18 protein-coding genes, 1 pseudogene and 1 riboswitch are annotated in these 20,144 nt (G+C 71.6%); of the genes and pseudogenes, 15 read left to right on the forward strand and 4 right to left on the reverse strand.

The features are described from left to right. The 8 genes and pseudogenes from caldi_RS00485 to caldi_RS17695 all read left to right on the forward strand — a co-directional run. Complete coding sequence (locus caldi_RS00485; protein ID WP_264843120.1) at positions 1–918, forward strand: hydroxymethylglutaryl-CoA lyase; 918 nt, start codon at positions 1–3, stop codon at positions 916–918. An 86-nt stretch (positions 919–1,004) separates the two neighbouring features. Continuing rightward, positions 1,005–2,084 carry an ABC transporter substrate-binding protein gene (locus tag caldi_RS00490; protein WP_264843121.1) on the forward strand — a complete coding sequence of 360 codons (1,080 nt, stop codon included), beginning with the start codon at positions 1,005–1,007 and terminating at the stop codon, positions 2,082–2,084. A 12-nt stretch (positions 2,085–2,096) separates the two neighbouring features. Beyond that, positions 2,097–2,876: an ABC transporter ATP-binding protein gene (locus caldi_RS00495; protein WP_264843122.1), complete on the forward strand. Its 780-nt coding sequence runs from the start codon at positions 2,097–2,099 to the stop codon at positions 2,874–2,876. A 13-nt stretch (positions 2,877–2,889) separates the two neighbouring features. After that, complete coding sequence (locus tag caldi_RS00500; RefSeq protein WP_264843123.1) at positions 2,890–3,645, forward strand: ABC transporter permease; 756 nt, start codon at positions 2,890–2,892, stop codon at positions 3,643–3,645. Next, positions 3,642–4,463: an ABC transporter permease gene (locus caldi_RS00505; protein ID WP_264843124.1), complete on the forward strand. Its 822-nt coding sequence runs from the start codon at positions 3,642–3,644 to the stop codon at positions 4,461–4,463. The genes caldi_RS00500 and caldi_RS00505 overlap by 4 nt, the downstream gene beginning before the upstream one ends. Positions 4,464–4,618: 155 nt before the next feature. After that, positions 4,619–4,810, forward strand: a riboswitch (cobalamin riboswitch). 281 nt (positions 4,811–5,091) lie between these two features. Beyond that, positions 5,092–5,856 (forward strand): nucleotide-binding protein, encoded by a 765-nt coding sequence (locus caldi_RS00510; RefSeq protein ID WP_264844702.1) that lies wholly within the window; start codon positions 5,092–5,094, stop codon positions 5,854–5,856. 145 nt (positions 5,857–6,001) lie between these two features. Then, on the forward strand, positions 6,002–6,262 hold the full coding sequence (locus caldi_RS00515) for a hypothetical protein (RefSeq protein WP_264843125.1): 261 nt from the start codon (positions 6,002–6,004) through the stop codon (positions 6,260–6,262). A gap of 318 nt (positions 6,263–6,580) precedes the next feature. Next, positions 6,581–6,964 (forward strand): annotated as a pseudogene (locus tag caldi_RS17695) (TrpB-like pyridoxal phosphate-dependent enzyme); the annotation flags it as partial. Between the two features lie 60 nt (positions 6,965–7,024). Here caldi_RS17695 and caldi_RS00525 read toward each other — a convergent pair. The 3 genes from caldi_RS00525 to caldi_RS00535 are packed head-to-tail and all read right to left on the reverse strand — an operon-like array spanning position 7,025 to position 11,986. Further along, positions 7,025–8,617 carry an acyl-CoA synthetase gene (locus tag caldi_RS00525; protein ID WP_264843127.1) on the reverse strand — a complete coding sequence of 531 codons (1,593 nt, stop codon included), beginning with the start codon at positions 8,615–8,617 and terminating at the stop codon, positions 7,025–7,027. A 52-nt stretch (positions 8,618–8,669) separates the two neighbouring features. Beyond that, on the reverse strand, positions 8,670–9,515 hold the full coding sequence (locus caldi_RS00530) for an SAM hydrolase/SAM-dependent halogenase family protein (protein ID WP_264843128.1): 846 nt from the start codon (positions 9,513–9,515) through the stop codon (positions 8,670–8,672). A gap of 29 nt (positions 9,516–9,544) precedes the next feature. Further along, positions 9,545–11,986 carry a glycoside hydrolase family 31 protein gene (locus caldi_RS00535; RefSeq protein ID WP_406568112.1) on the reverse strand — a complete coding sequence of 814 codons (2,442 nt, stop codon included), beginning with the start codon at positions 11,984–11,986 and terminating at the stop codon, positions 9,545–9,547. Positions 11,987–12,148: 162 nt separating this feature from the next. Between caldi_RS00535 and caldi_RS00540 the strand changes: the two genes are divergently transcribed. The 7 genes from caldi_RS00540 to caldi_RS00570 all read left to right on the forward strand — a co-directional run bounded on the left by caldi_RS00540 (position 12,149) and on the right by caldi_RS00570 (position 18,464). Continuing rightward, positions 12,149–12,751, forward strand: coding sequence for a TetR/AcrR family transcriptional regulator (locus caldi_RS00540; protein ID WP_264843130.1), 603 nt, complete (start codon positions 12,149–12,151; stop codon positions 12,749–12,751). After that, the gene (locus tag caldi_RS00545) at positions 12,748–13,830 is read left to right on the forward strand and encodes an HlyD family secretion protein (protein ID WP_264843131.1); all 1,083 of its coding nucleotides are present in this window, start codon (positions 12,748–12,750) and stop codon (positions 13,828–13,830) included. Before caldi_RS00540 ends, caldi_RS00545 begins: the two co-directional genes overlap by 4 nt. Next, the gene (locus tag caldi_RS00550; protein ID WP_264843132.1) at positions 13,827–14,738 is read left to right on the forward strand and encodes an ABC transporter ATP-binding protein; all 912 of its coding nucleotides are present in this window, start codon (positions 13,827–13,829) and stop codon (positions 14,736–14,738) included. The genes caldi_RS00545 and caldi_RS00550 overlap by 4 nt, the downstream gene beginning before the upstream one ends. 5 nt (positions 14,739–14,743) lie before the next feature. Then, complete coding sequence (locus caldi_RS00555; protein ID WP_264843133.1) at positions 14,744–15,508, forward strand: ABC transporter ATP-binding protein; 765 nt, start codon at positions 14,744–14,746, stop codon at positions 15,506–15,508. After that, positions 15,505–16,635, forward strand: a complete 1,131-nt coding sequence (locus caldi_RS00560) for an ABC transporter permease (protein WP_264843134.1) — start codon at positions 15,505–15,507, stop codon at positions 16,633–16,635. The genes caldi_RS00555 and caldi_RS00560 overlap by 4 nt, the downstream gene beginning before the upstream one ends. Before the next feature lie 199 nt (positions 16,636–16,834). Then, entirely contained in the window at positions 16,835–18,007 is a 1,173-nt protein-coding gene (locus tag caldi_RS00565; RefSeq protein WP_264843135.1) for a TolC family protein, read from the forward strand. A 28-nt stretch (positions 18,008–18,035) separates the two neighbouring features. Continuing rightward, positions 18,036–18,464, forward strand: a complete 429-nt coding sequence (locus caldi_RS00570; RefSeq protein WP_264843136.1) for a GNAT family acetyltransferase — start codon at positions 18,036–18,038, stop codon at positions 18,462–18,464. 28 nt (positions 18,465–18,492) lie between these two features. Here the strand turns inward: caldi_RS00570 and caldi_RS00575 are convergent, their stop codons facing one another. Next, complete coding sequence (locus caldi_RS00575; RefSeq protein WP_264843137.1) at positions 18,493–20,142, reverse strand: hypothetical protein; 1,650 nt, start codon at positions 20,140–20,142, stop codon at positions 18,493–18,495. Positions 20,143–20,144: the final 2 nt, after the last annotated feature.

The following is a 20,144-nucleotide window of genomic DNA, read 5'->3' on the forward strand; positions in this document are numbered from 1 at the left end:
GTGGTGACCGTGTGCGAGGTGGGTCCGCGCGACGGCCTGCAGAACGAGCCGACCTTGCTGCCGCTCGAAGTGAAGGCCGAGCTGGTTCGACGTCTGGTGGACGCGGGCCTACGCCGTATCGAGGTGGGCAGCTTTGTGCATCCCAAGGCCGTGCCCCAGATGGCCGATACCGACCGTCTATGCGAACGGATCCCCCGCAGTCCGCAGGTGACGTATGCCGGGCTCGTGCTGAACGAGAAGGGTTTCGACCGGGCGGTGTTGGCGGGTGTGCAGCAGGTGAACTTCGCCTTCGCCGCGACCGAGACGTTCAATCAGCGCAACCAGCGCGCGTCCACGCAAGAAAGCCTGGACGCTTTCCAGCAGATCGCCCGAAGAGCCCGAGAGGCCGGCATGCGCTGCGCCTTAACCATCGGGGCCGCGTTCGGCTGCCCGTTCGAGGGGGAGGTGCCGGAGGAGCGGATCGTCGGGTTCGCGGTTCGAGCTGCCGAGGCAGGCGCGGACGAGATCGTGCTTGCCGATACCATCGGCGTGGCCGTTCCCTCACAGGTTTCACGGCTCCTGCGGCATGTCCGGGAAGCTGTGGGAAACTCCCTCCCCGTCGGCGTGCACCTCCACAACACCCGCAATACGGGGTACGCCAACGCGTACGCGGCGCTGGAGGCCGGCGCCACGATCGTGGACGCCGCTGTCGGCGGGACGGGGGGCTGTCCGTTCGCCCCTCGGGCCACCGGCAACATCGCCACCGAGGATCTCGTGTACATGCTGCACCGGATGGGCATCCAAACCGGTATCGATCTCGACCGCCTCATCGAGACGGCGCAGTGGCTGGAGGCGCAAATCGGCCGTACGCTACCGGGACAGTTGATGAAGGCGGGCGGGTTCCCTCCCCCGGGCACCGGGTTGAGCAGGGCAGGGTGAGGACGGTGTTGGGGCAGGCCAGCCAGCCAGGACGGTGTTATGAGTATACGTTTTTCACTACTCACAAAGCAGGGAGGCGAGTGTTCATGCGGCGGCGTGAGTTCCTGAGGCTCATCGGACAGGCTGGGGTATTGGCGGCGGGCGGTTACCTGTTCGGCTGCGCCGCGCCGCGCCAGCAGGCCCAGCAGGGCGGGGCGCCACAGGGCGGTCAGGGGGCCGGAGCGGCGGCAGGAGGGTCGGGTCCCCTCCTTTCGGCCGAGATCACGGTCACGCACTGGCCGTCCCTTCTCTACGGCGTTCCCTGGATGGTGGCGCTGGACAAGGGCTACTTCAAGGAAGAGCGGATTGAACTGAAGGGCATCGTGGGGTCGGACGGCGGCGGCACCACGGTGCGGAACGTGGTGACGGGGGGCCTTCCCATCGGTGAGGTGGCCACCGCCGCGGCTTACCGCGCCTGGGCCGCGGGAGCCCCGCTGATCGTGGTCGGCGGCGGCGTGCGTAGCGTCTCCGAGATCAACTGGGTCACGCGGGAGGACCGCTCGGACATCCAGACGATCCAGGACCTGCGGGGAAAGAAGATCGCTTTCACGAGCCCCGGCTCCGTAACAGAGGCCGTGCTCACGTTGAGCCTGAAGAAGGCAGGGCTCGACCCACTCAAGGACGTCCAGATGATCGCCGCCGGTGGCGTGTCCAAGGGGCTCACGGCGCTGAAGGAGGGCGCTGTCGATGCGGCCGCGGACATGGAGCCGGTTTACTCGGCCAAGCCGGAAGGGCTGCGGGTAGTCTTTTGGGCGCGCGACTTCGTGCCGGCATTCCAGCAGACCGTGCTCATCGTGGGCCCCGATCTGGTCAAGCAGGGCGGCGAGGCGATCCGGGCGCTCTTGCGGGCGCGGCGCAAGGGCATCGAGTACGTGGTGGCCCATCGGGACGAGGCGGCCGAGATCTTCGCGCGGGAGTCCAAGCTGCCGGTCGAAGCGTGCCGCAAGGCCCTCGAGACGGTGAAGCCGGACGTCTACTACACGGCGGGGCTCGACCCGGCCGGCCTGCAGGCGGTCGAGGAGCAGCTCCGGATCATGGGGCTGGCCCCCGCGGACGGCAAGGTGCCGTGGAAAGACTTCGTCAACCAGGACTTCCTGCCGGACGGCGTCGGCAAGATCACCCTCTGAGCGGGTGGGCCCATGCTCGAGCTCATCGACGTGCGCAAGGTGTTCCGGCCGGAAAACGGTGAACCCGTCGAGGCCGTGGCCGGTGTCAGCCTGACGGTGGAGCGGGGCGAATTCGTGTCCATCGTGGGGCCGAGCGGCTGCGGGAAGTCGACCCTCCTGGAGATCATCGCCGGGCTCACGGAGCCGACCTCAGGCGAGGTGCGCCTGGACGGCGTTCCGCTCGCCAGCCCGCACCCGTCGGTCGGGGTCGTGTTCCAGGAGGACTCGACGTTCCCATGGCGGACGGTGCTCGAGAACGTGGAATTCGGCCTCGCGATGCGCGGGGTTCCACCGGCGGAGCGGCGGGAGAAGGCGCGGCGGATGATCCGGGCGGTGGGGCTCGCGGGCTTCGAGAAGGCCTACCCCCCGGAACTGTCCGGGGGGATGCGGCAACGGGTCGCCATCGCGCGTACTCTTGTGCTCGAGCCCGCCCTGCTGCTGATGGACGAGCCGTTCGGCGCCCTCGATGAGCAGACACGGCTTGTCCTCGGTGAGGAACTGCTGCGTTTGTGGGCGCAGACAGGGTCCACGGTGGTCTTCGTGACTCACTCGCTGGACGAGGCGGTGCTCCTGTCCGACCGCGTGTGCGTGATGAGTGCCCGTCCAGGGCGGGTGAAGGACGTGGTGCGAGTCGGCCTGCCTCGCCCCCGGGACTCCAGCGTCATCGGTACGCCGGCATTTGGCGCCCTGACCGGCCGGATCTGGGAGAACCTGCGGGAAGAGGCCCTGCGCGCCATGGGTCGCGACGCGTGAGAGGGCGGTGACCATGAGCCACCGGCGCAAGGTTCAAGCGGCTCGGGCGATCGCGCTGGTCGTCGGGCTCGCCTTCCTGGAACTGGGCCCGCGCCTGGGGTGGGTTGACCGCCTCACCCTGGTGCCGCTGTCCGAAGTCTTACGTTCTCTCCACGCTCAGCTTGTTCAGGGAAAACTGACGGAACACCTCGGGGCATCCGCCGTCACTGTCGTTACGGCCTTCGGCCTAGCGGTCCTGACGGGTGTCCCGGCGGGGTTGCTGCTATGGCGACTTCCCAAGGTCCGGGCCTTACTAGAACCGTACCTGGCCTCGTACTACGCGGTGCCGGTGTTTGCCCTGTACCCGCTTCTCATCTCGCTCCTGGGCATGGGCTACCTGCCGATCGTGGCGATTGCCTGGGGCTGGTCGGTGGTCGCCGTGGTGGTGAACACGGCGGTGGGATTCACGCAGGTCCGGCCGGTGTACCGGAAGCTTGCGGTCACCCTGCGTCTCACCCCATGGCAGACCTTCCGCCACATCCTCTTCCCGGCCGCCGCTCCGTACGTCTTCAACGGGATCAAACTGGCCGTGACGTATTCCGTGATCGGGGTCATCGCGTCGGAGTTCATCCTGGCCCCGAGGGGGCTGGGGTGGCTGATCTCTTACCACTACAACAATTTCAGCCTGCGGGAGATGTACGCGGCGCTCGCGCTGGTCCTCGTTCTGGCCACCGGGATCTACACGGCTGTGGGGCGCGCCGAGCGCGCGGTCAGGAGGCGGGCCGGATGATGCCAGCCGCCGCGCGTCTGGAGCGTTGGCGACACGTGCTCGTGCTGGGCGTGCTGGTGGGCGTGTGGCAGGTTGCGGCGATGGAACTGGGCGGGTTCGTCGTCGCCTCGCCCGCCGAAACCCTCCGCTCCCTGGGCGAAGGCCTGCGGGACGGGTGGCTTCCCACTGCCACCTGGGTGACGCTGAAGGAGACGGTGCTGGGTTACGCACTCGCCGTGGCCACCGGCGTCTCTGCCGGCATCCTGCTGGGGCGCCACCGCTTCTGGGGAGAGGTCTTCGACCCCTTGATCGCCCTGGTGTACTCCATTCCGAAGGTCACCCTGTACCCGGTGTTCCTGCTGCTCTTCGGACTCGGCTACGCCTCCAAGGTCGCCTTCGGTTGGTTCCACGGCGTCTTTCCGATCCTGATCTTCACAGCCGCAGGCATCCGGACGGTGCGGCCGGTCTACCACAAGCTGGCGCGCACGCTCGGCCTGAGCCCGTGGCAGCGGTTCTACCACGTCGAGTTCCCCGCGGCGCTGCCGGCCGTACTCACCGGCCTGCGCTTCGGCTTCAGCCTCACCTTCCTCGGGACGATCCTGGGCGAGATGTTCGCCTCCAAGCACGGCCTCGGCTTCGAGCTGATGCAGGCCACCACGGTGCACGTGGTCCCACGGATCTTCGCCCTCATCCTCGTCATGGTCGTGCTTGCGGTTCTCGCCAACGGCCTTCTGGTGCGGTTCGAGGGGACGGTGACGCGGCAGGGTGGCCCCAGCTCGGCGGCGCGCCGGGCGAGCCCGGGTGCTCCCGGGGAGGTGGGATTCCGTTCGGCTTCTTGATCCTTCCACCCACCCAGGATCTCGCCCCCTGGCTCCGGTCGTGGGGTACCCGTGGGTCAGAAGGAGCCCCGGCGAACCCGTGATCCCGCACTAACCCCTGGTCTCTATGGACAGCCCCGCCGGACGCACGGTAAACTGCCGGTAATTGCACAACTACATATGCAAATCGACCGGGTGGCCTGCGCCGCCGGCACAGGCTGAAAAAGGGAAGTGCGGTGAGAATCCGCCGCGGTCGCGCCACTGTGAGCGGGGAGTTCCCGGCACGAGGCCACTGTCCGAACGGACGGGAAGGCGCCGGAGGGCGACGATCCGCAAGCCAGGAGACCGGCCCGGTCGGTTCTGGCTCGGGTCCCCTCGCGGGATGGGGGATAGGGCTGAACCGGTGTCTTCTTGGCCGGACGAGTCCCGGGCACCGGAAGAAACGCGCTGAGGCGCCGCATCCCGCGGCGCCTTTTCGGTTCCCCGGGTCCGTGGCCGACCGGGTTGCCGTGTTGCGGCTTGGACCCCGGATTCCTGCATCTACTGGAAGAGCGGGCCTGGTGGGCGGCGGAGGCCTGCCCGACAGGGGCCATTCACCTGAGCCAGGTCCCGGCCGGCGGGTCGGAAGGGGAATGCTGAGGTGGCGGTCATGCGGGTGCCACGCCTTGTCGTGGCCGGTACGGAGAGCGGAGCCGGCAAGACCACCGTGGCGCTGGGGCTCATGCGGGCCCTCCGGCGGCGCGGGCTCCGGGTGCAGTCGTTCAAGGTCGGACCGGACTACATCGACCCCGCCTACCACACCACCGCTGCCGGCCGCCCCAGCCGGAACCTGGACGGGTGGATGTGCGGCGAGGACCTGGTGCGCGCCCTCTTCGCCCGGGCGGCCGGCGCGGCCGACGTGGCGGTCATCGGGTGGGTCATGGGCCTCTTCGACAGCGCGGGCCCGGCCACCGACAGCGGCAGCACGGCCGAGGTCGCCCGCTGGCTGGACGCGCCCGTGATCCTGGTGGTCGACGCCTCCGGCATGGCCCGCATCGCTGCCGCGATGGTCCGGGGATACGCGACCTTCGACCCCAGGGTGCGGATCGCCGGGGTGGTCTTCAACCGCGTCGGCAGGTGGCCGACGCGGTGGCGGCGACGGTCGACCTCGGCCGGGTGTTGGCCATCGCCCGGGACGCGGCCTTCCACTTCTACTACGAAGACGGGCCTGGCGGCGCTCGGTGTGGAATGGGCTCCTTTCAGCCTCCTCGCCGGAGAGTCCATCCCTGCCGGCAGCGACGCCCTGTACCTGGGCGGCGGCTTTCCGGAGGTGTACCGGGCCGAACACGCAGCCCACGACCGGCTCCGTGCCGACGTAGAGGCCGCGCATCGAAGCGGCATGCCGATCTACGCCGAGTGCGGCGGGCTCATGTAGCTCGCCCGGGCCATCGTGGACCTGGACGGCCGGGCCTGGCCCATGGCCGGCCTCCTGCCGGTCTCGGCCCGCATGCAGCCCCGCCTCGCCGCGCTCGGCTACGCCCGGGCCACCTTCCTCCGGGAGACGTTCCTCGGCGGCCCCGGTGAAGGAGGTGGTGGGGCACGAGTTCCACTGGTCCGTCTCCGATCCCCACCCGCCCGACTGGCCCCCCATGTACCGTTTCTTGGGGCGCCGGGTCAACGGTCAGGAAGAAGGTTTCGCCCGGCCCGGTCTCCTCGCCAGCTACCTGCACCTGCACTTCGCCGCCAACCTGGCCGCGGCCCGGCGGTTCGTCGAGGCCGCGGCGGGCTACCGCTGCCGCCGGCTTGGCCCGCAGGGCGGTGGGACAGGGCCAGTTACGTGATAGGCAGGGGATTTCCCGGACGCGTGCCGGCGCGCGCCGCAGGGAGACGCCACACGGATGTCGAACTCCGGCGGCCAACACCTGTCTCGTCTACGAGGGGGTTCAGCCCTTGACCGCGACCTCCTGCCCGAGTCTGAGATCCCGCAGGCCTGGTACAACATCCAGGCCGACATGCCGCGCCGCCCGGCGCCGCCCCTCCATCCGGCCACGAAGAAGCCCGTGGGGCCGGACGACCTGGTCCCGATCTTCCCGATGGCGCTCGCCGAGCAGGAGGTGTCCACCGAGCGGTGGATCCCCATCCCGGAGGCGGTGCGGGAGGACTTCGCGCCGCCCGGGATCCACGCCGGCGGCCTTCGCTTCCACGGGGCGGCGCCGCTCGTGAGCCAGCTCGTCGAGGACGGCATCGTCGAGGCCCGGGCCTACGGGCAGCTCTCGGTCTTCGAGGCGGCCGTCCTCTTCGCCCGCAGCGAGGGCATCCTGCCGGCGCCCGAGTCGGCGCACGCCGTGAAGGCAGCGGTCGACGAGGCCCTGCAGGCCAAGGAGGCGGGCGAGCCCCGGGTCATCCTCTTCGGCCTCAGCGGCCACGGCCACTTCGACATGGTGGCGTACGACGCTTACCTCCACGGCCGGCTGGAGGACTTCGACTATCCCGGGGAGGCCATCGAGGAATCGCTCCGGGCCATCGCGCCGCTGCAACCGTGATCCGCAGCCGGCAAACCCGGGAGGCGGCCGGGCGGAGGTCCTCCCTCCGCCCGGCCGCCGTCACTCCTTGGCCAGACCGGCGTACATCTGCCGGAGCTCCCGCTTGAGGATCTTCCCGCTGGGGTTCTTGGGGAGCCGGTCGACCGTGACCACGTACTTCGGTACCTTGAACCCGGCGAGGTGCTGGCGACAGAGGGACAGGATCTCCTCGGGGTCGATCCGCTCCCCTGCCTTGGGGACGACCACCGCGGTCACGGCTTCGATCCAGTAGGGGTGGGGGATGCCGATCACGGCGACCTCGGACACCTTCGGGTGCCGGTAGATGACCTCTTCCACCTCGCGGCTGGCGACGTTCTCGCCGCCCGTCTTGATCATGTCCTTCTTGCGGTCGACCACGGTGAGGTAACCGTCCTCGTCCATCACTCCGAGGTCACCGCTGTGGAACCAGCCGCCCCGGAAGGCCTCGGCGGTCTTCTCGGGGTCGTTCCAGTAGCCCAGCATGGCGTGGGGGCTGCGGTGGACGATCTCACCGACGGTCCCCGGCGGTACGGGCCGTCCCTCGTCGTCGACCAGGATCGTCTCCACGTTCAGGCAGGCTTTGCCGGCCGAGCCGGGCTTGGTGAACTGCTCCTCGGGCTTGAGGATCGTGGCCACGGGGCTCATCTCGGTCTGCCCGTAGAAGTTCCACAGGCGCACGTTCGGGAGGCGGCGGGAGAGCTCGCGCAGGACCTCGACGGGCATGATGGCGGCGCCGTAGTACCCCTTGCGCAGCGAGGACAGGTCGTGGCGGTCGAACTCCGGCGAGCGCAGCAGCGCGATCCACACGGTGGGCGGGCAGAAGAGCTTGGTGACCCGCTCCTGCTCGATCGTCTGCAGGATCGTGGCCGGGTCGGGCCCCGTCAGGATGATGCTGGTGGCGCCCAGGTAGACGTCCGGCGTGAGGAAGCAGTGCAGCTGCGCCGAGTGGTAGAGAGGGAGGGCGTGGATCTCGACGTCGTCGTGGGACATCTCGCCGTCGACGATGGCGCTCACGTACTGGGCGATGAGCGAGCGGCTGGTGAGCATCACGCCCTTGGGCCGGGACTCGGTGCCGCTGGTGTAAAGAAGCTGGATGGGATCGTCGTCGCCGACTTCGGCCTGGGGTTCCGAATCGTCCGGGTGGGCCATCCAGGCGTCGATCGGCTCCCACCCCGGGGGCACCGGCAGGCCGTTCAGGTCGATCCAGCCCCGTACCCGCCCGGCGTCGGTCCCCTGCCGGGCGGCCAGGCGCAGGGCTTCCTCGGCCACCGGCGCCAGGGCGTCTTCCACCACGATACCGGACGCCCCTGAGTGGTTCAGGATGTAGGCCACTTCCTCGCCCTTGAGCATGAAGTTCACGGGCACCGAGATGGCGCCGAGCTTGGCCAGCGCGAAGTAGAGGACGGCGAACCCGTGGCAGTTGTGGGACAGCAGGGCGATGCGATCGCCCTTCTGCACGCCGCGCTCACGGAGGGCATGGGCGGTGCGGTTCACGGCGGCATTGAAGTCGGCGTATGTCTGGCGGAGGTCACGGAACACGACGGCGGTCTTTGTGGGATAGCGGGCCGCGGTGCGCCGAAGCAGATCTCCGATGGTGTGCCGGCGGGCCAGGGCGATCGCTGCTGGCAGTTCCACAGAATCTTCCACCCTTTCCGTCGAAACTGGTGGGCAGGATGCTGCGGACTTTCTACGACAGCGCCCCGCCCGGTTCCTGCGCCGGCTGGCGGTCGCCGGCGCGGCGGAGGGTGACCGGCTGATCGACGCGCAGGCCGAGCCGCTCCCGCGCGCTTCCCCGGTTCACGGCGATTGCCAGGTCCCACGAGGAGTCGATGAGCAGGCAGACCTCGCCGGGGGGGACGTCGGCGTAGGTGGTCACGAAGGGCGCGCGGAGCGGGCGGCCATCCAGGTCGACCTCCACCGGGTCGCCGGGCCGGACCCGGAGCTGGGCCACGACGTCCGCAGGGATGTTCGTCCGGGCCGAGCCGAAGGAGTCGAAGGTAAGGATCTGCCCCCGGAGGACCCCTTCCGACATTACCGGTTCGGGCAGGTCCGGCCGGACCAGGTCGGTCAGGTCGACGGCCGGGCCGAGGGCTTCGAAGGGCAGCCCCGCCGCCAGCCGGGCGGCGGCAGGGCAGAACACGTCCCGCCCGTGGAAGGTGGCAGAGGTGGGGCGAAGGAGCACGTCGGGGTTCTGGATGGTGACGGCCGCCTGCGCCCCGCCGAGGCGCTCCGCGCCCGGAAGCAGGACGCCCGAGTCGGGACCGACGAGCACGTCCCCGCGGCCGGTGCGGAGGGCGAGCGCCCGCCGCGCCGAACCCACCCCGGGGTCGACGATGACCACGTGGATCCCCACCGGCAGGTAGGGCGCGGCATCCCGCAACACGAGGGCCCCGGCCCGCACGTCGAAGGGCGGCACGGCGTGGGAGATGTCGACGATCTCGGCCTCCGGGCAAAGCCGCTTGATGACGGCCCGGCAGATGCCGGGGAACTCGGAATGCCCGAAGTCGGTGGTGAGCGTGATGACCGGCCGCACGGCGAGCCTCCTTCCTGCCCCTGGACCGGTTACCACTCCAGCCGCACGCGCAGCGCGGCGGTCGCTTCCGGCACGGCCACGCGCACCGTGCGGGTCCGGGGGTCGTAGTGCCAGCCGCCGGGAGATTCCCGGAGCGCCCGGGCCGACGGCTGCCGGCGGAGTTCGTGCGGAGCCCGTCCGGGGTGGCCCCCTGGGTGGAAGACGACCCGCCCGGGCGGCTCGGGGACGCGGACCTGCACGGACCAGCGGCGCAGCGGTCGAGCGTGGCCATCCCTCCCCTCCGGTTCGGCGCTCACGGTCAGCGCCCCTGCCTCCTGCCACCACCGGAGGCGGGTGAGGGTGTACTGCCCGTCCCGGTACGCCTCGGTCTCGCCGTCGTCCTCGTACACGAGGGACTCGCCCGCGCCGGGCGGCCCCGGGAACACGGCCAGGTGAAGGGAATCCCACGGCAGGGGGCCCGCGTGCGCCCCGGGTTCGGTCAGGGGGAGGATCGCACCGGCCCGCACGAAGACGGGGGGCTGGCCCAGGGGCGCCCGGGCGAGGCGGTGGCGGCCCCCCTGGCGGAGGCGGGCCGTGTGCCACTCGTACCACTCGCCGCCGGGCAGGTACACCCGCCGCCGGCGCGCCCCCTTCTCGAGCACTGGTGCAACGAGGAGGTCCGGCCCCACGTAGAACTGGTCGCGCAGGTCCCGGACTCGTTCGTCGTCGGGGTGGGCGAGCACGAGCGGCCGCATGAGCGGGAGGCCGGTGCGGTGCGCTTCCCAGGCGCACGTGTACAGGTAGGGCAGCAGGCGGTACCGGAGCCGGATCACCTCCCGGGCGAGCCGCTCCGCCTCCGGCCCGAAAGCCCAGGGCTCCCGGGGCTGGAAGGCCGCGTGGGGCCGCAGAAGGGGGGTGAAGGCGGCGAACTCGAGCCAGCGCAGGTAGAGTTCGGGATCGACCTGTCCGCGGTGCTCGAGGAAGCCCCCGACGTCGCTGTTCCAGTACGGCACCCCCACCAGGCCCATGCCCAGGCCGAGCGCCGGCTGGGCGCGCAGCGCCTCCCACGTGGTGTCCACATCCCCGCTCCACACGGCGGCGCCGTAGCGCTGCATGCCCATCCAGCCCGACCGGCTCATGACGAAGACGCGGCGTTCCGGGAAGGCCGCCTTCTGGCCGCGGTACACTGCCTCGATCATCCGCAGGGCCTGGAGGTTGTGCACCGCGGCGGCCGGGCCGCCGTGGTGGATCATGTCCGGGTAGTGCTGCTCGGGCTCGTTGAGGTCGGTCCACCAGCCGTCGATCCCCATGCGGGCCAGCCGCTCGTGCTCGGCGGCCCACCACCGTCGGGCCTCGGGGTGGGAGAAGTCGACCAGGGCGGCGTCGCCTCCGGCCCAGAACGGGAAGGTGTACGGATCGCCCCCGTCTGCCTCCGGCCGGCGGACGAGGAACCCGCGCGCACGGCCCTCCTCGAAGACGCGGGTGCCGACCAGCACGTAGGGCTCCTCGATGACCACGACGCGAAAACCCGCCCGGTGCAGGTCGCGCAGCATGCCCAGCGGGTCCGGGAAGGCCTCCTCGTCCCAGTCGAGCTCGCCCATGCGGCGGAACCAGTACAGGTCGAGGATGAGCCCGTCACAGGGGATCTGGCGCTCCCGCATCTCCCGGGCCACGGCCTCCACCTCGGCCCGATTCCGGTATCCGTACCGGGACTGCAGGTAGCCGAGGGCCCAGAGCGGGGGCAGCGCGGGCCGCCCCGTGAGGCGTGTGTAGCGGTCGAGCAGGTCTGGGAGGCCATCGCCGGCGAGGAAGTAGAAGGCAAGGGAGCCCCCGTCCGCCCGGTAATGCCAGGGCCCGCCCTGCCCCGGCCGTACCGCGCGGAAGTCGATCTCGGCCGGCCACGGGCTGTCGAACACCACGCCGTAGCCCCGCAGGCTCCAGAACACCGGGAAGAGCAGCCGGGCGGCGGGCCCGGGCAGGTGCTTGTTCCAGATGGGCGCCCGCCGTCCGCTCCACTCCAGCCACGGCGGCCCCTCGAACTGGCCGGGGGCGCCCCCGCCGTAGAACCGGTCGGCCGGGCCGGCCGTGAAGTCCGTGCCGACCTGCCACCCGTCCCAGCCGACCGTCACGCCCGCCGTCAGGAGTTCCGCCCGGGCCGGCGACAGGGGTTCCGCGTCCGGCGGGAGCCGCTCGAAGGTGAGCCGCACGGGCTCCGGGTCGATGCGGATGCGCAGGCCCCCGCCAGCGTCGACGGTGAGAGAGCCGCCCTGTTCCCGTGCGCTCAGCGTGGGGCGATCCTCCCCACCGTCCGGCACGGGCTCCTCGATCCCCCGGGCCGGGGGGTGCAGGGGTTGCCAGCGCACCTCCCGCTTCAGCTCCACCCGCACGACGCCCGGCAGGACCGGTCGGATGCGCAGCGCGGTCTCCCCGTCCCGGATCTCGACGCCGTCTGGCCCGGCGTCTGTGTGGTACCAGCGGTAGAAGTGTTCCAGCGCTTCTCACCCCAGTCGGAGTGTCCCTGTCTGACCGCCTTTCAAACCGCCGCGAACGATTCGAGCCCCGCCTTGACTCGCCCTTTGGCACGTGCTACCATGAGGCACGGCCTGGTTAACGATCGTTCGCTCACCGCCGTTTCCGTGAGGGGGCATGCTCCGGTGACCGATGAGCCTGAGACACGCAGCACCCGGGACCGCATCCTGGAGGCGGCGCGGGACGCGTTCCTCCGGTCAGGCTACCACGGCACGAGCATGCGAACCCTCGCGCAGGCCTGCGGGCTGTCGGTGGCCGGCATCTACGCTCACTTCGAGAACAAGGAGCAGATCCTTGAGACCCTTCTGGCGGACAATCCGTTCCGGACCCTCATCGAGCAGGTCGCGGCGCTCTGGAATCCGGATCGGCCGGACGAAAGCCTGCGCCGCATCAGCCACCTGATCGTGTCGCGGCTTGACGAGCACGTGGCCTTCTACCGCCTGGTGTTCCTCGACGTGATGGAGTTCGGCGGGCGGCACATCCGGGACGTGGCGGCAGGCAACTTTCAGCGAATCGGCGTCTCCCTGGTGCCTCGCCTGCGGGAGGCGATCGAGCAGGGGAAGATCCGGGACGTGCCGCCGCTCCTCATCCTTCGCGCATTCCTGGGCCTCTTCATTTCGTACGTGGTCACTGACCGCCTCATCTTCAGCGGGCTGTTCCCGTTCTCCGAAGAGGAAACGGTGGACGCGCTCATCGACATCTTCCTGCACGGAGTGGTGCCGAGATGACCGCTTCGCGGAGTTCTGCGAACGATCGTTCGCTCAGCAGGCGCATCCCCCGGTCGGCTCTCCTCGCCGCCTCCGTGGTCCTGGCCGTGACCGCCCTCTCTGCCTGTGCCCGCACCCGGGCACCCCGCCCGCTCACCGCCTCCGGGACCGTGGAGGCGGATACGGTCCGGGTGGCCGCCGAAGTCGGCGGCCGGGTGCTGGAACTCGGCGCGCGGGAGGGAGAAGTGGTGCGGGCCGGGCAGGTGGTCGCCCGCCTCGACAGCCGACTGGCGGAGGCCCGCGTGCAGGAGGCGGAGGCCGCGCTCGCCACCGCCCGCGCCCGGTACGAGGAAGCGGCCGGTGGAACCCGGGACGAGGTGATCCGCCAGGCCCGGGCGGCGCTCGATCAGGCCCGGGTCCAGCGGGATGCGGCGGCGCGCGAGCGCGACCGCCTCCGCGCGCTGGTCAGCGGCGGAGCGGCGACCGCGGCGCAGCTCGACCAGGCCGAAGATCGCCTCCGTGCAGCCGACAAGGCGCTCGCCGCCGCGCAGGCCGCCTACGACCAGGCGCGGGCCGGGGCCACCCGGGCTGCGCTCGCGGTGCTGGAGCGGGCGGTGGAACAGGCGGAGGCCGCGGTGAAGCTGGCCCGCCTCCAGGCCGACCTGTCCACGGTACGGGCCCCGGTCGACGGGGTGGTCTCGGCGGAGCTGGCCCATCCGGGCGAGGTGGTCGCACCCGGCGCGCCGCTGGTCGAGATCGTCGACACCCGCCGGCTCTGGGTGCGCGTGTACATCCCCGAAGCCGACCTGGTCCGCCTGCGCACCGGTCAGCCGGCGGAGGTCCGGGTCGACGGGCTTCCGGACCGCCGGTTCCCGGCCTCGGTTCGCTGGATCGCCCCCGAGGCCGAGTTCACCCCCCGCAACGTCCAGACACCCTCCGAACGCACCCGCATCGTGTTCGCCGTGAAGGTCGCGGTCACCGACCCCGAGGGGCACCTGAAACCCGGCCTTCCGGCCGACGTGACCTTCCTGGATGTCGGCGCCGCCCCCCCGCCGGTGGGCGGGCCCGATTCCTCGCGGGGGGAGAGCAGCAGGTCATGATCGAGGTGCGCGGGCTGCGCAAGCGGTTCGGCGCCGTGGAGGCGCTGGCCGGGATCGATCTGCACGTACCTGCGGGGACCCTGTTCGGCCTGCTCGGTCCGGACGGGGCGGGCAAGACCACGACCCTTCGCTGCCTTGCCGGCGTGCTGGCGCCGGACGGGGGCCAGGTGCGGGTGGCGGGGCAGGATCCGGTCTCCCCCGGCGCCAGGCGGCGGCTCGGCTACGTCACCCAGCCGCCGGGGCTGTACGGCGATCTCACCGTGCAGGAGAACATCGTCTTCTTCGGGCGAGTGTACGGCCTCGAGCCGGGCGTACTCCGGGAGCGGATCCGGGAGGTCCTGGACTTCACCGGCCTCGGGCCGTTCGCCGGGCGTCTCGCCGACCACCTGAGCGGGGGCATGCGCCAGAAGCTGGCGCTGGCGTGCGCGCTCGTCCACGAGCCCGACGTGCTCCTGCTGGACGAGCCCACGACGGGGGTCGACCCCCTTGCCCGTCGGGATTTCTGGACCCTGCTCGACCGCCTGCGGGCCCGCGGCGTGGCCGCGGTGGTGAGCACGCCGTACCAGGACGAAGCCCGGCGGTGCGACCGGCTGGCCTTCCTCTGGCGCGGCCGGCTCCTGGCGGAGGGAGCTCCGGAAGAGGTCCGGCAGCTGGCGCCGCCCGGCGTGCTCCGCCTGACCGGTGCCCCGCTGGCCGCGTTGCGCCAGGTCGCCGCGGGCTGTCCCTCCGTGCGGGTGGCGTACGCGGACGCCCGCGGGGTCACCGCGCTGGGGGACGACCCGGAGCGGATGCGGATCGAGATCGAAGAGGGCCTGGGACGGGCCGGGCTGTCCGCCGCCGTGGCTCCGGCGACGGCCGTCCTCGAGGATGCCCTCATCGCCCTCACGGTGGCGGGTGAGGGGGCATGACGGCCGTGGCGGCCATCGAGGTCCGGGGACTCACCCGCCGCTTCGGAGATTTCACGGCCGTCGACTCCGTCAGCTTCCGGGTGCAGACCGGCGAGGTGTTCGGCTTCATTGGCCCGAACGGGTCGGGGAAGTCGACGACCATCCGGATGCTGTGCGGTCTCCTGGAGCCTAGCGCCGGCGAGGCCCGGGTCCTCGGGCTGGACGTGCGGAAGGACACCGAGGCCATCCGGGCCCGGATCGGCTACATGTCGCAGCGCTTCAGCCTCTACGAGGACCTCACGCCGGCGGAGAACCTGGAGTTCTACGGGTCCGTCTACGGCCTGGCGAACGCCCGCCGGCGAGAGCGTGTGGCGCGCCTCCTCGAGGAGGTGGTGGGCGACCCTGCGGTCCACCGGCGCCCCGTCCGAGGGTTGCCGACGGGCTACCGGCAGCGGCTCGCCCTCGCCTGCGCCCTCGTGCACGAGCCCGAATTGCTGTTCCTCGACGAGCCCACCGCCGGGGTCGACCCCCTGTCGCGCCGCCGCTTCTGGGAACACATCTATGCGCTGGCGGAGGCGGGTCTCACGGTCTTCGTCACGACCCACTACATGGACGAGGCGGCGCTGTGCCACCGGCTCGGCCTGATCCACGCCGGACGCCTCCTGGCCGTGGCAGCGCCGGCCGACCTGGTCCGGGACCACGGGAGCGTGGAGGAGGCCTTTGCCTCGCTGGTGGCGGCGGGGCCGGCCGCGGTCGCGACCCCGGGCGGCGCAAAGGAGGGGCCGGCGTGAACCTGCGACGCATGTGGGCCATCGCGGCGAAGGAGGCCCTGCACATCCGGCGCGACCGGGCCACGCTGATCATCATCCTGGTCATGCCGGTCATGATGATGCTGATCTTCGGGTACGCTGTCTCGACCGACGTCGATCGCATCCCCACCGCGGTCCTGGACCGCGACCACTCCGCCGCCGGACGGCTGCTGGTCGACAAGCTCGCCTCGACCGGCTACTTCGTGTTCAGCGTACCGGCGGAGGACGAGGAGGACCTGCGGCGGCTGGTCGACTCCGGACAGGCCCGTGCGGGCCTGGTGATCCCGGCGGGCTTCGGGCGCCGGCTCGGCCGGGGGGAGCCCGCGCAGGTGCAGATGCTCATCGACGGTTCCGATCCCCTGATTGCCCGCACCGCGCTGGCCACCGCGCAACTGGTCGTGCAGGCCCACTCCGCTTCCCTGCTCGCCGAGCGCGTGGTCCGGGCGGGGGGGACCCGCCCCTCCGGGGCCATCGACTTCCGGCCCCGCGTCTGGTACAACCCCGAGCTCGACTCGGTCCGCTTCAACCTCCCCGGCCTCCTGGGGGCGGTGCTGCAGAACGTCACGACGCTGCTCACGGCCTTCGCCATCGTCCGGGAGCGGGAGCGGGGGAGCATCGAGCAGCTGATCGTCACCCCCGTCCGCCCCCTGGAGCTCATGGTGGGCAAGCTCCTGCCGTACTCCGCCATCGCCTTCCTCGAGGTCGCCCTCACGCTCGCCGTCTCGGTGTACTGGTTCGGTGTCCGGCCGAGCGGGAGCGTGCCCCTGCTCCTGGCGCTCTCCACGCTCTTCCTGCTGGCGGCGCTGGGGTTCGGTCTCCTGATCTCGACCGTGGCCACGAACCAGCTCCAGGCCATGCAGCTGGCCTTCGCGCTCTATCTCCCCAGCATCCTGCTCTCGGGGTTCATGTTCCCCCGGGAGGCCATGCCGCCGGTGGTGGCGGCGATCGGGCTGATCTTTCCCCTCACCTTCTTCTTGCGAGTGCTCCGGGGGATCATCGTCAAGGGCATCGGGCTCGACCTGCTCTGGCGGGACGTCCTGGTGCTGGCGGCCTTCGCCGCGGCCATCGTCGGACTTGCCGCCCTGCGTTTCCGGAAGCGCCTCGGATGACTCCTCGCGCCGTTTCCACCGGGCGATCGCCACGCCAGCCGCCTCGTGGTACCATGGAGGTCGGCCTCGCCGCTTGTCGAGCGCTGTAGTCCTGACCGGAGCGCTGCTGCCCGCAGGAGACCACGAATGTCTGGAGGGGGTCCACTTGAACCCGACAAGAGCCGTGTGGTTCCGATCCTGGGTCCGGAGAGCCGCGGGGATGACCCTGCTTGCGGTGGGCCTCGCCTTCGTGGCCGGGGGCACCGGCCGGGCTGCCGGCGCCGGCGGTGAGGTGAGCCTCTCGCTCGGCCAGGCCACGGAGAAGGCGCTGGCCAGCAGCCAGCAGGTCCGGCTGGCCGAACTGGCCGTCGAGCGGGACCGGCTGGGGGTGCGGGAGGCCCGCAATCTGGCCAGTACGATGCGCGACTTGCAGGATATGCCCCTTCCTGCGGAGAGCGGGCCGAGCGGACCCGGCAAGATCGATGTCGATCTGGCCGTTGAGGTCGGGCCCGGCCAAGCACAGGACGCCCTTTACGTCTCCGAGCGCAACGTGGAGGCGGTGAAGCGCCAGGTTCAGGCGGACGCCGAGCAGGCGTACTTCAGCGCCCTCCTCGCCCAGGAGGCCGTGAAGGTCCGGCAGGAGAGTCTACGGCTGGCCGAGGAGCAGCTCCGACTGGCCCGTGTGGGCCTCGAGGCCGGGGTACGGGCGAGGGCGGAGGTGCTCGCCGCCGAGGTGCAGGTCGCCCAGGCCCGTGCCGCCCTGCAGACGGAGGAGAAGAACCGTGAGCTTGCCTTCGCGGCCTTGCGGCAGAAGCTGGGGCTGCCGGCGGAGACCCGGATCACGCTGACCGACCCGCTCGCACCCGGGGAACTGCCCGCGACCACCCTGGACGAGGCCCTGCGGCACGCGACGGAGAACAGCCTGAGCCTGTACCAGCTCAGCCGGGGCGTCGAGCACCAGAAGAAGGTCGTGGAGATCGTCGCCCGGTATCTGCCCGGCACCTTCCGGCACCGGAAGGAGCTGTATACGCAGAAGCAGCTGGAGATCCGGCTCGAGGACGCCCGCAACCAGCTGGAGCTCGCCGTGCGCGGGGCCTACCTCGACATGGTGAACGCCCACGCGCAGATCGCCCAGTACGACAAGGCGATCGAGCAGGCCGAGGAGAACCTTCGCCTGCAGCGCCTGCGCTACGAGGCCGGTCTGGGAACCGGGGTGGAGGTGGACGGTGCTGCCTCCCAGCTCACGGCGGTACGCCTCCAGCGCCTGAAGGCCGTCTACGATTTCCGGGTCAGCCGCTCGAAGTTCGACCTGCTCGTCCAGGGGCCGCCGGTGAGCACCCAGGTGCCGGCCGGGCAGGCAGCGCCCGGGGCGCCGGCGGGCTTCGGAGCCTAGCTCCGCGGTCCGATGCGGAGGTGACCGAATGGAACCCGCACCCCTCAGCGCGATTCGCGAGTTCCGTCCGGAGGACTACGAGACCGTTCGTGCCCTGTGGGTACGTGCCGGGCTGGCGCTCCGGCCGGGTGACGACCTGCCCGACCTCCTGCGGTTCGTCGAGCGCAATCCCGGGCTCTTCCTCGTCGCCGAGCGGGACGGGGAGATCGTCGGCACCGTCATGGGCGCCGACGACGGCCGGCGCGGGTGGGTCTACCACCTGGCGGTCGAGCCCCGGCTGCAGGGGCGAGGGATCGGACGGCGCCTGATGGCGGAGGTCGAGGCTCGCCTGGCCGCCCGGGGCGTGCCCAAGGTGAACCTGCACGTCGCCGAGGGCAACGAGCGCGTCGTGGGCTTCTACCGGCGTCTCGGGTACGAACCCGGCGGCGCCCGCATGCTCGGGAAGTACCTGCGGTGAGCTGTCCGGGTCGGGCGGGAGTTGCGAGTCAGCGTGGGCGGCGGTGGGCGATCCAGCGTTTTGCCGTGATGGTCCCGTCCGGGGCGATCACCACCCGCCACCGACCGGTGTAGCACCCCTCCGCGTCGTAGCGCCCCAGCAGCACTTCCGTGGTGCCCGGTTCCACGATGGGCACCCAGGCGTCCCAGCGGGAGGCGAGCCAGCGGGCCACCGGCAGGTTGGCGGGGATGCCTCCCGCTGACCGACCTCGGGGCGGGGGTGACCCCCCGAACACGGCGGCTGCGGCGCGATCCCCCCACATGGCGATGACGGCGCCCCCGGCCTCCCGCAGGCGCTCCTGGACCCAGGGGGGAAGCCAGACGCGGTTCTTGCCTTCCAGCGAGAACCGGGCCCCGGGCTCGCTGGCGACCAGGACCCCGTCGCGATCCAGGCGGAAAACGGTGGGCGGCTCGCCGGGCGCTTCCCGGGCGAGCGGTCCGCCCGGGCGGGGTTCCCGCCGGCACGCCGGGGCCGCGCCCACCCGGGTGCAGCTGCCCCGGGCCCGTCCGGCGACAAGAGCTCCGCTCGCGGCCCGTCCGGCCGCCCGCACTGCGTTCGCCAGCCGCCGGCCTGCTCTCCGGTTCTCCAGGAGGAGGGCGGCGATTCCCAGCACGGTGGCGAGGAAAGCCGCACCGGCCGCTGTGGCGGGGTGCGCCGAGACGACCACCACGATCCCGAGCACTCCGGCCGCGGCGGCCAGGAGGCCGGCTGCAGCACGGACCGCCCTGTCGTACCCGTCCTCCCCGGCCCGGCGACGTCGCAGGGCCTCCACAGCCCGGTAGACGCCGAGCGCGACGCCGAGGACGCCCCCCGCCATGCCGGCGATGCGGCCGAGCGTGGCGGCCCAGTTCCCGGGGCTCGCCCGCACGGCCGCGAGGACGGCCGAGGGGCGCAGGCTGCGCGCGAACGCCCTCAGGTCGAACGCGTGGCGCAGGCCCAGCCCGACGGCCCGGCGCACCGTGATGGCCCACGCCAGGCCGCGGGCCCCCGGAATGCCGGTCTGCCGGAGCGCGGCGTCGGTTGAGGCGACGTGTTCGAGGAAGCGGGCCGTCAGGGTAGAGAGGCCGCTTCCCGCCGTATAGGCGGCGTCCACGGCGTCCTGGGCCGGACCGTCGGGGAGGAGCGGGCCGGCCAGGCCCGTCCCCGACCAGAGGGCGAGGAAAATCCGGGCCGGACTCGGTTGCCCCGACGGGCGAAGCCCTTCCGCCAGGATGTTCAGGGGCATCTGCACCGCGCGAAGGAGCGTCTGGGCGATCCGGACGGGCAGGGTGACGTCGCGCCCCCCGGCCTCGGGGCCCGATCCAGCCGCCCGGACCGGCCCGGGCGTTTCCGGCCGCCCGGGACGCGGGTTTCCCCGGTCGGCGGCCCCGGCGCGGGGGCCGGGGCCCGCAGGTGGGAGCTGCCCGTTCTCGCCGGCGGGCATCGGTCGGATCTCCGCGTCGACGGGCGCGAGGCGAGCCCCGGGCGCGGCTCCCCCGGGACGGCCTGCGGCGCTGGCCTCGGCGGCCGCTGAGCCCCATACCACGAGCCCGGCCGTGGCCACGGCAGCGGCCCAGCGGAGGGCCAGCCGGACCAGCTGCCGCCGCGTGCGCCGGACCTGTGCGGACCGCAGTTCCCGGAGCGGCACCGGCAGGCACACGG

This window comes from Caldinitratiruptor microaerophilus, assembly GCF_025999835.1.
Classification (GTDB): Bacteria; Bacillota; Sulfobacillia; order Symbiobacteriales; family ZC4RG38; genus Caldinitratiruptor; species Caldinitratiruptor microaerophilus.

Excerpts from the sequence above, each read along its gene's own strand:
- caldi_RS00570 (WP_264843136.1), top strand. The coding sequence starts at position 18,036 with ATGGAACCCGCACCCCTCAGCGCGATTCGCGAGTTCCGTCCGGAGGAC.
- caldi_RS00565 (WP_264843135.1), top strand. The coding sequence starts at position 16,835 with ATGACCCTGCTTGCGGTGGGCCTCGCCTTCGTGGCCGGGGGCACCGGC.
- caldi_RS00550 (WP_264843132.1), top strand. The coding sequence starts at position 13,827 with ATGATCGAGGTGCGCGGGCTGCGCAAGCGGTTCGGCGCCGTGGAGGCG.
- caldi_RS00490 (WP_264843121.1), top strand. The coding sequence starts at position 1,005 with ATGCGGCGGCGTGAGTTCCTGAGGCTCATCGGACAGGCTGGGGTATTG.
- caldi_RS00495 (WP_264843122.1), top strand. The coding sequence starts at position 2,097 with ATGCTCGAGCTCATCGACGTGCGCAAGGTGTTCCGGCCGGAAAACGGT.
- caldi_RS00505 (WP_264843124.1), top strand. The coding sequence starts at position 3,642 with ATGATGCCAGCCGCCGCGCGTCTGGAGCGTTGGCGACACGTGCTCGTG.
- caldi_RS00545 (WP_264843131.1), top strand. The coding sequence starts at position 12,748 with ATGACCGCTTCGCGGAGTTCTGCGAACGATCGTTCGCTCAGCAGGCGC.
- caldi_RS00510 (WP_264844702.1), top strand. The coding sequence starts at position 5,092 with ATGCGGGTGCCACGCCTTGTCGTGGCCGGTACGGAGAGCGGAGCCGGC.
- caldi_RS00500 (WP_264843123.1), top strand. The coding sequence starts at position 2,890 with ATGAGCCACCGGCGCAAGGTTCAAGCGGCTCGGGCGATCGCGCTGGTC.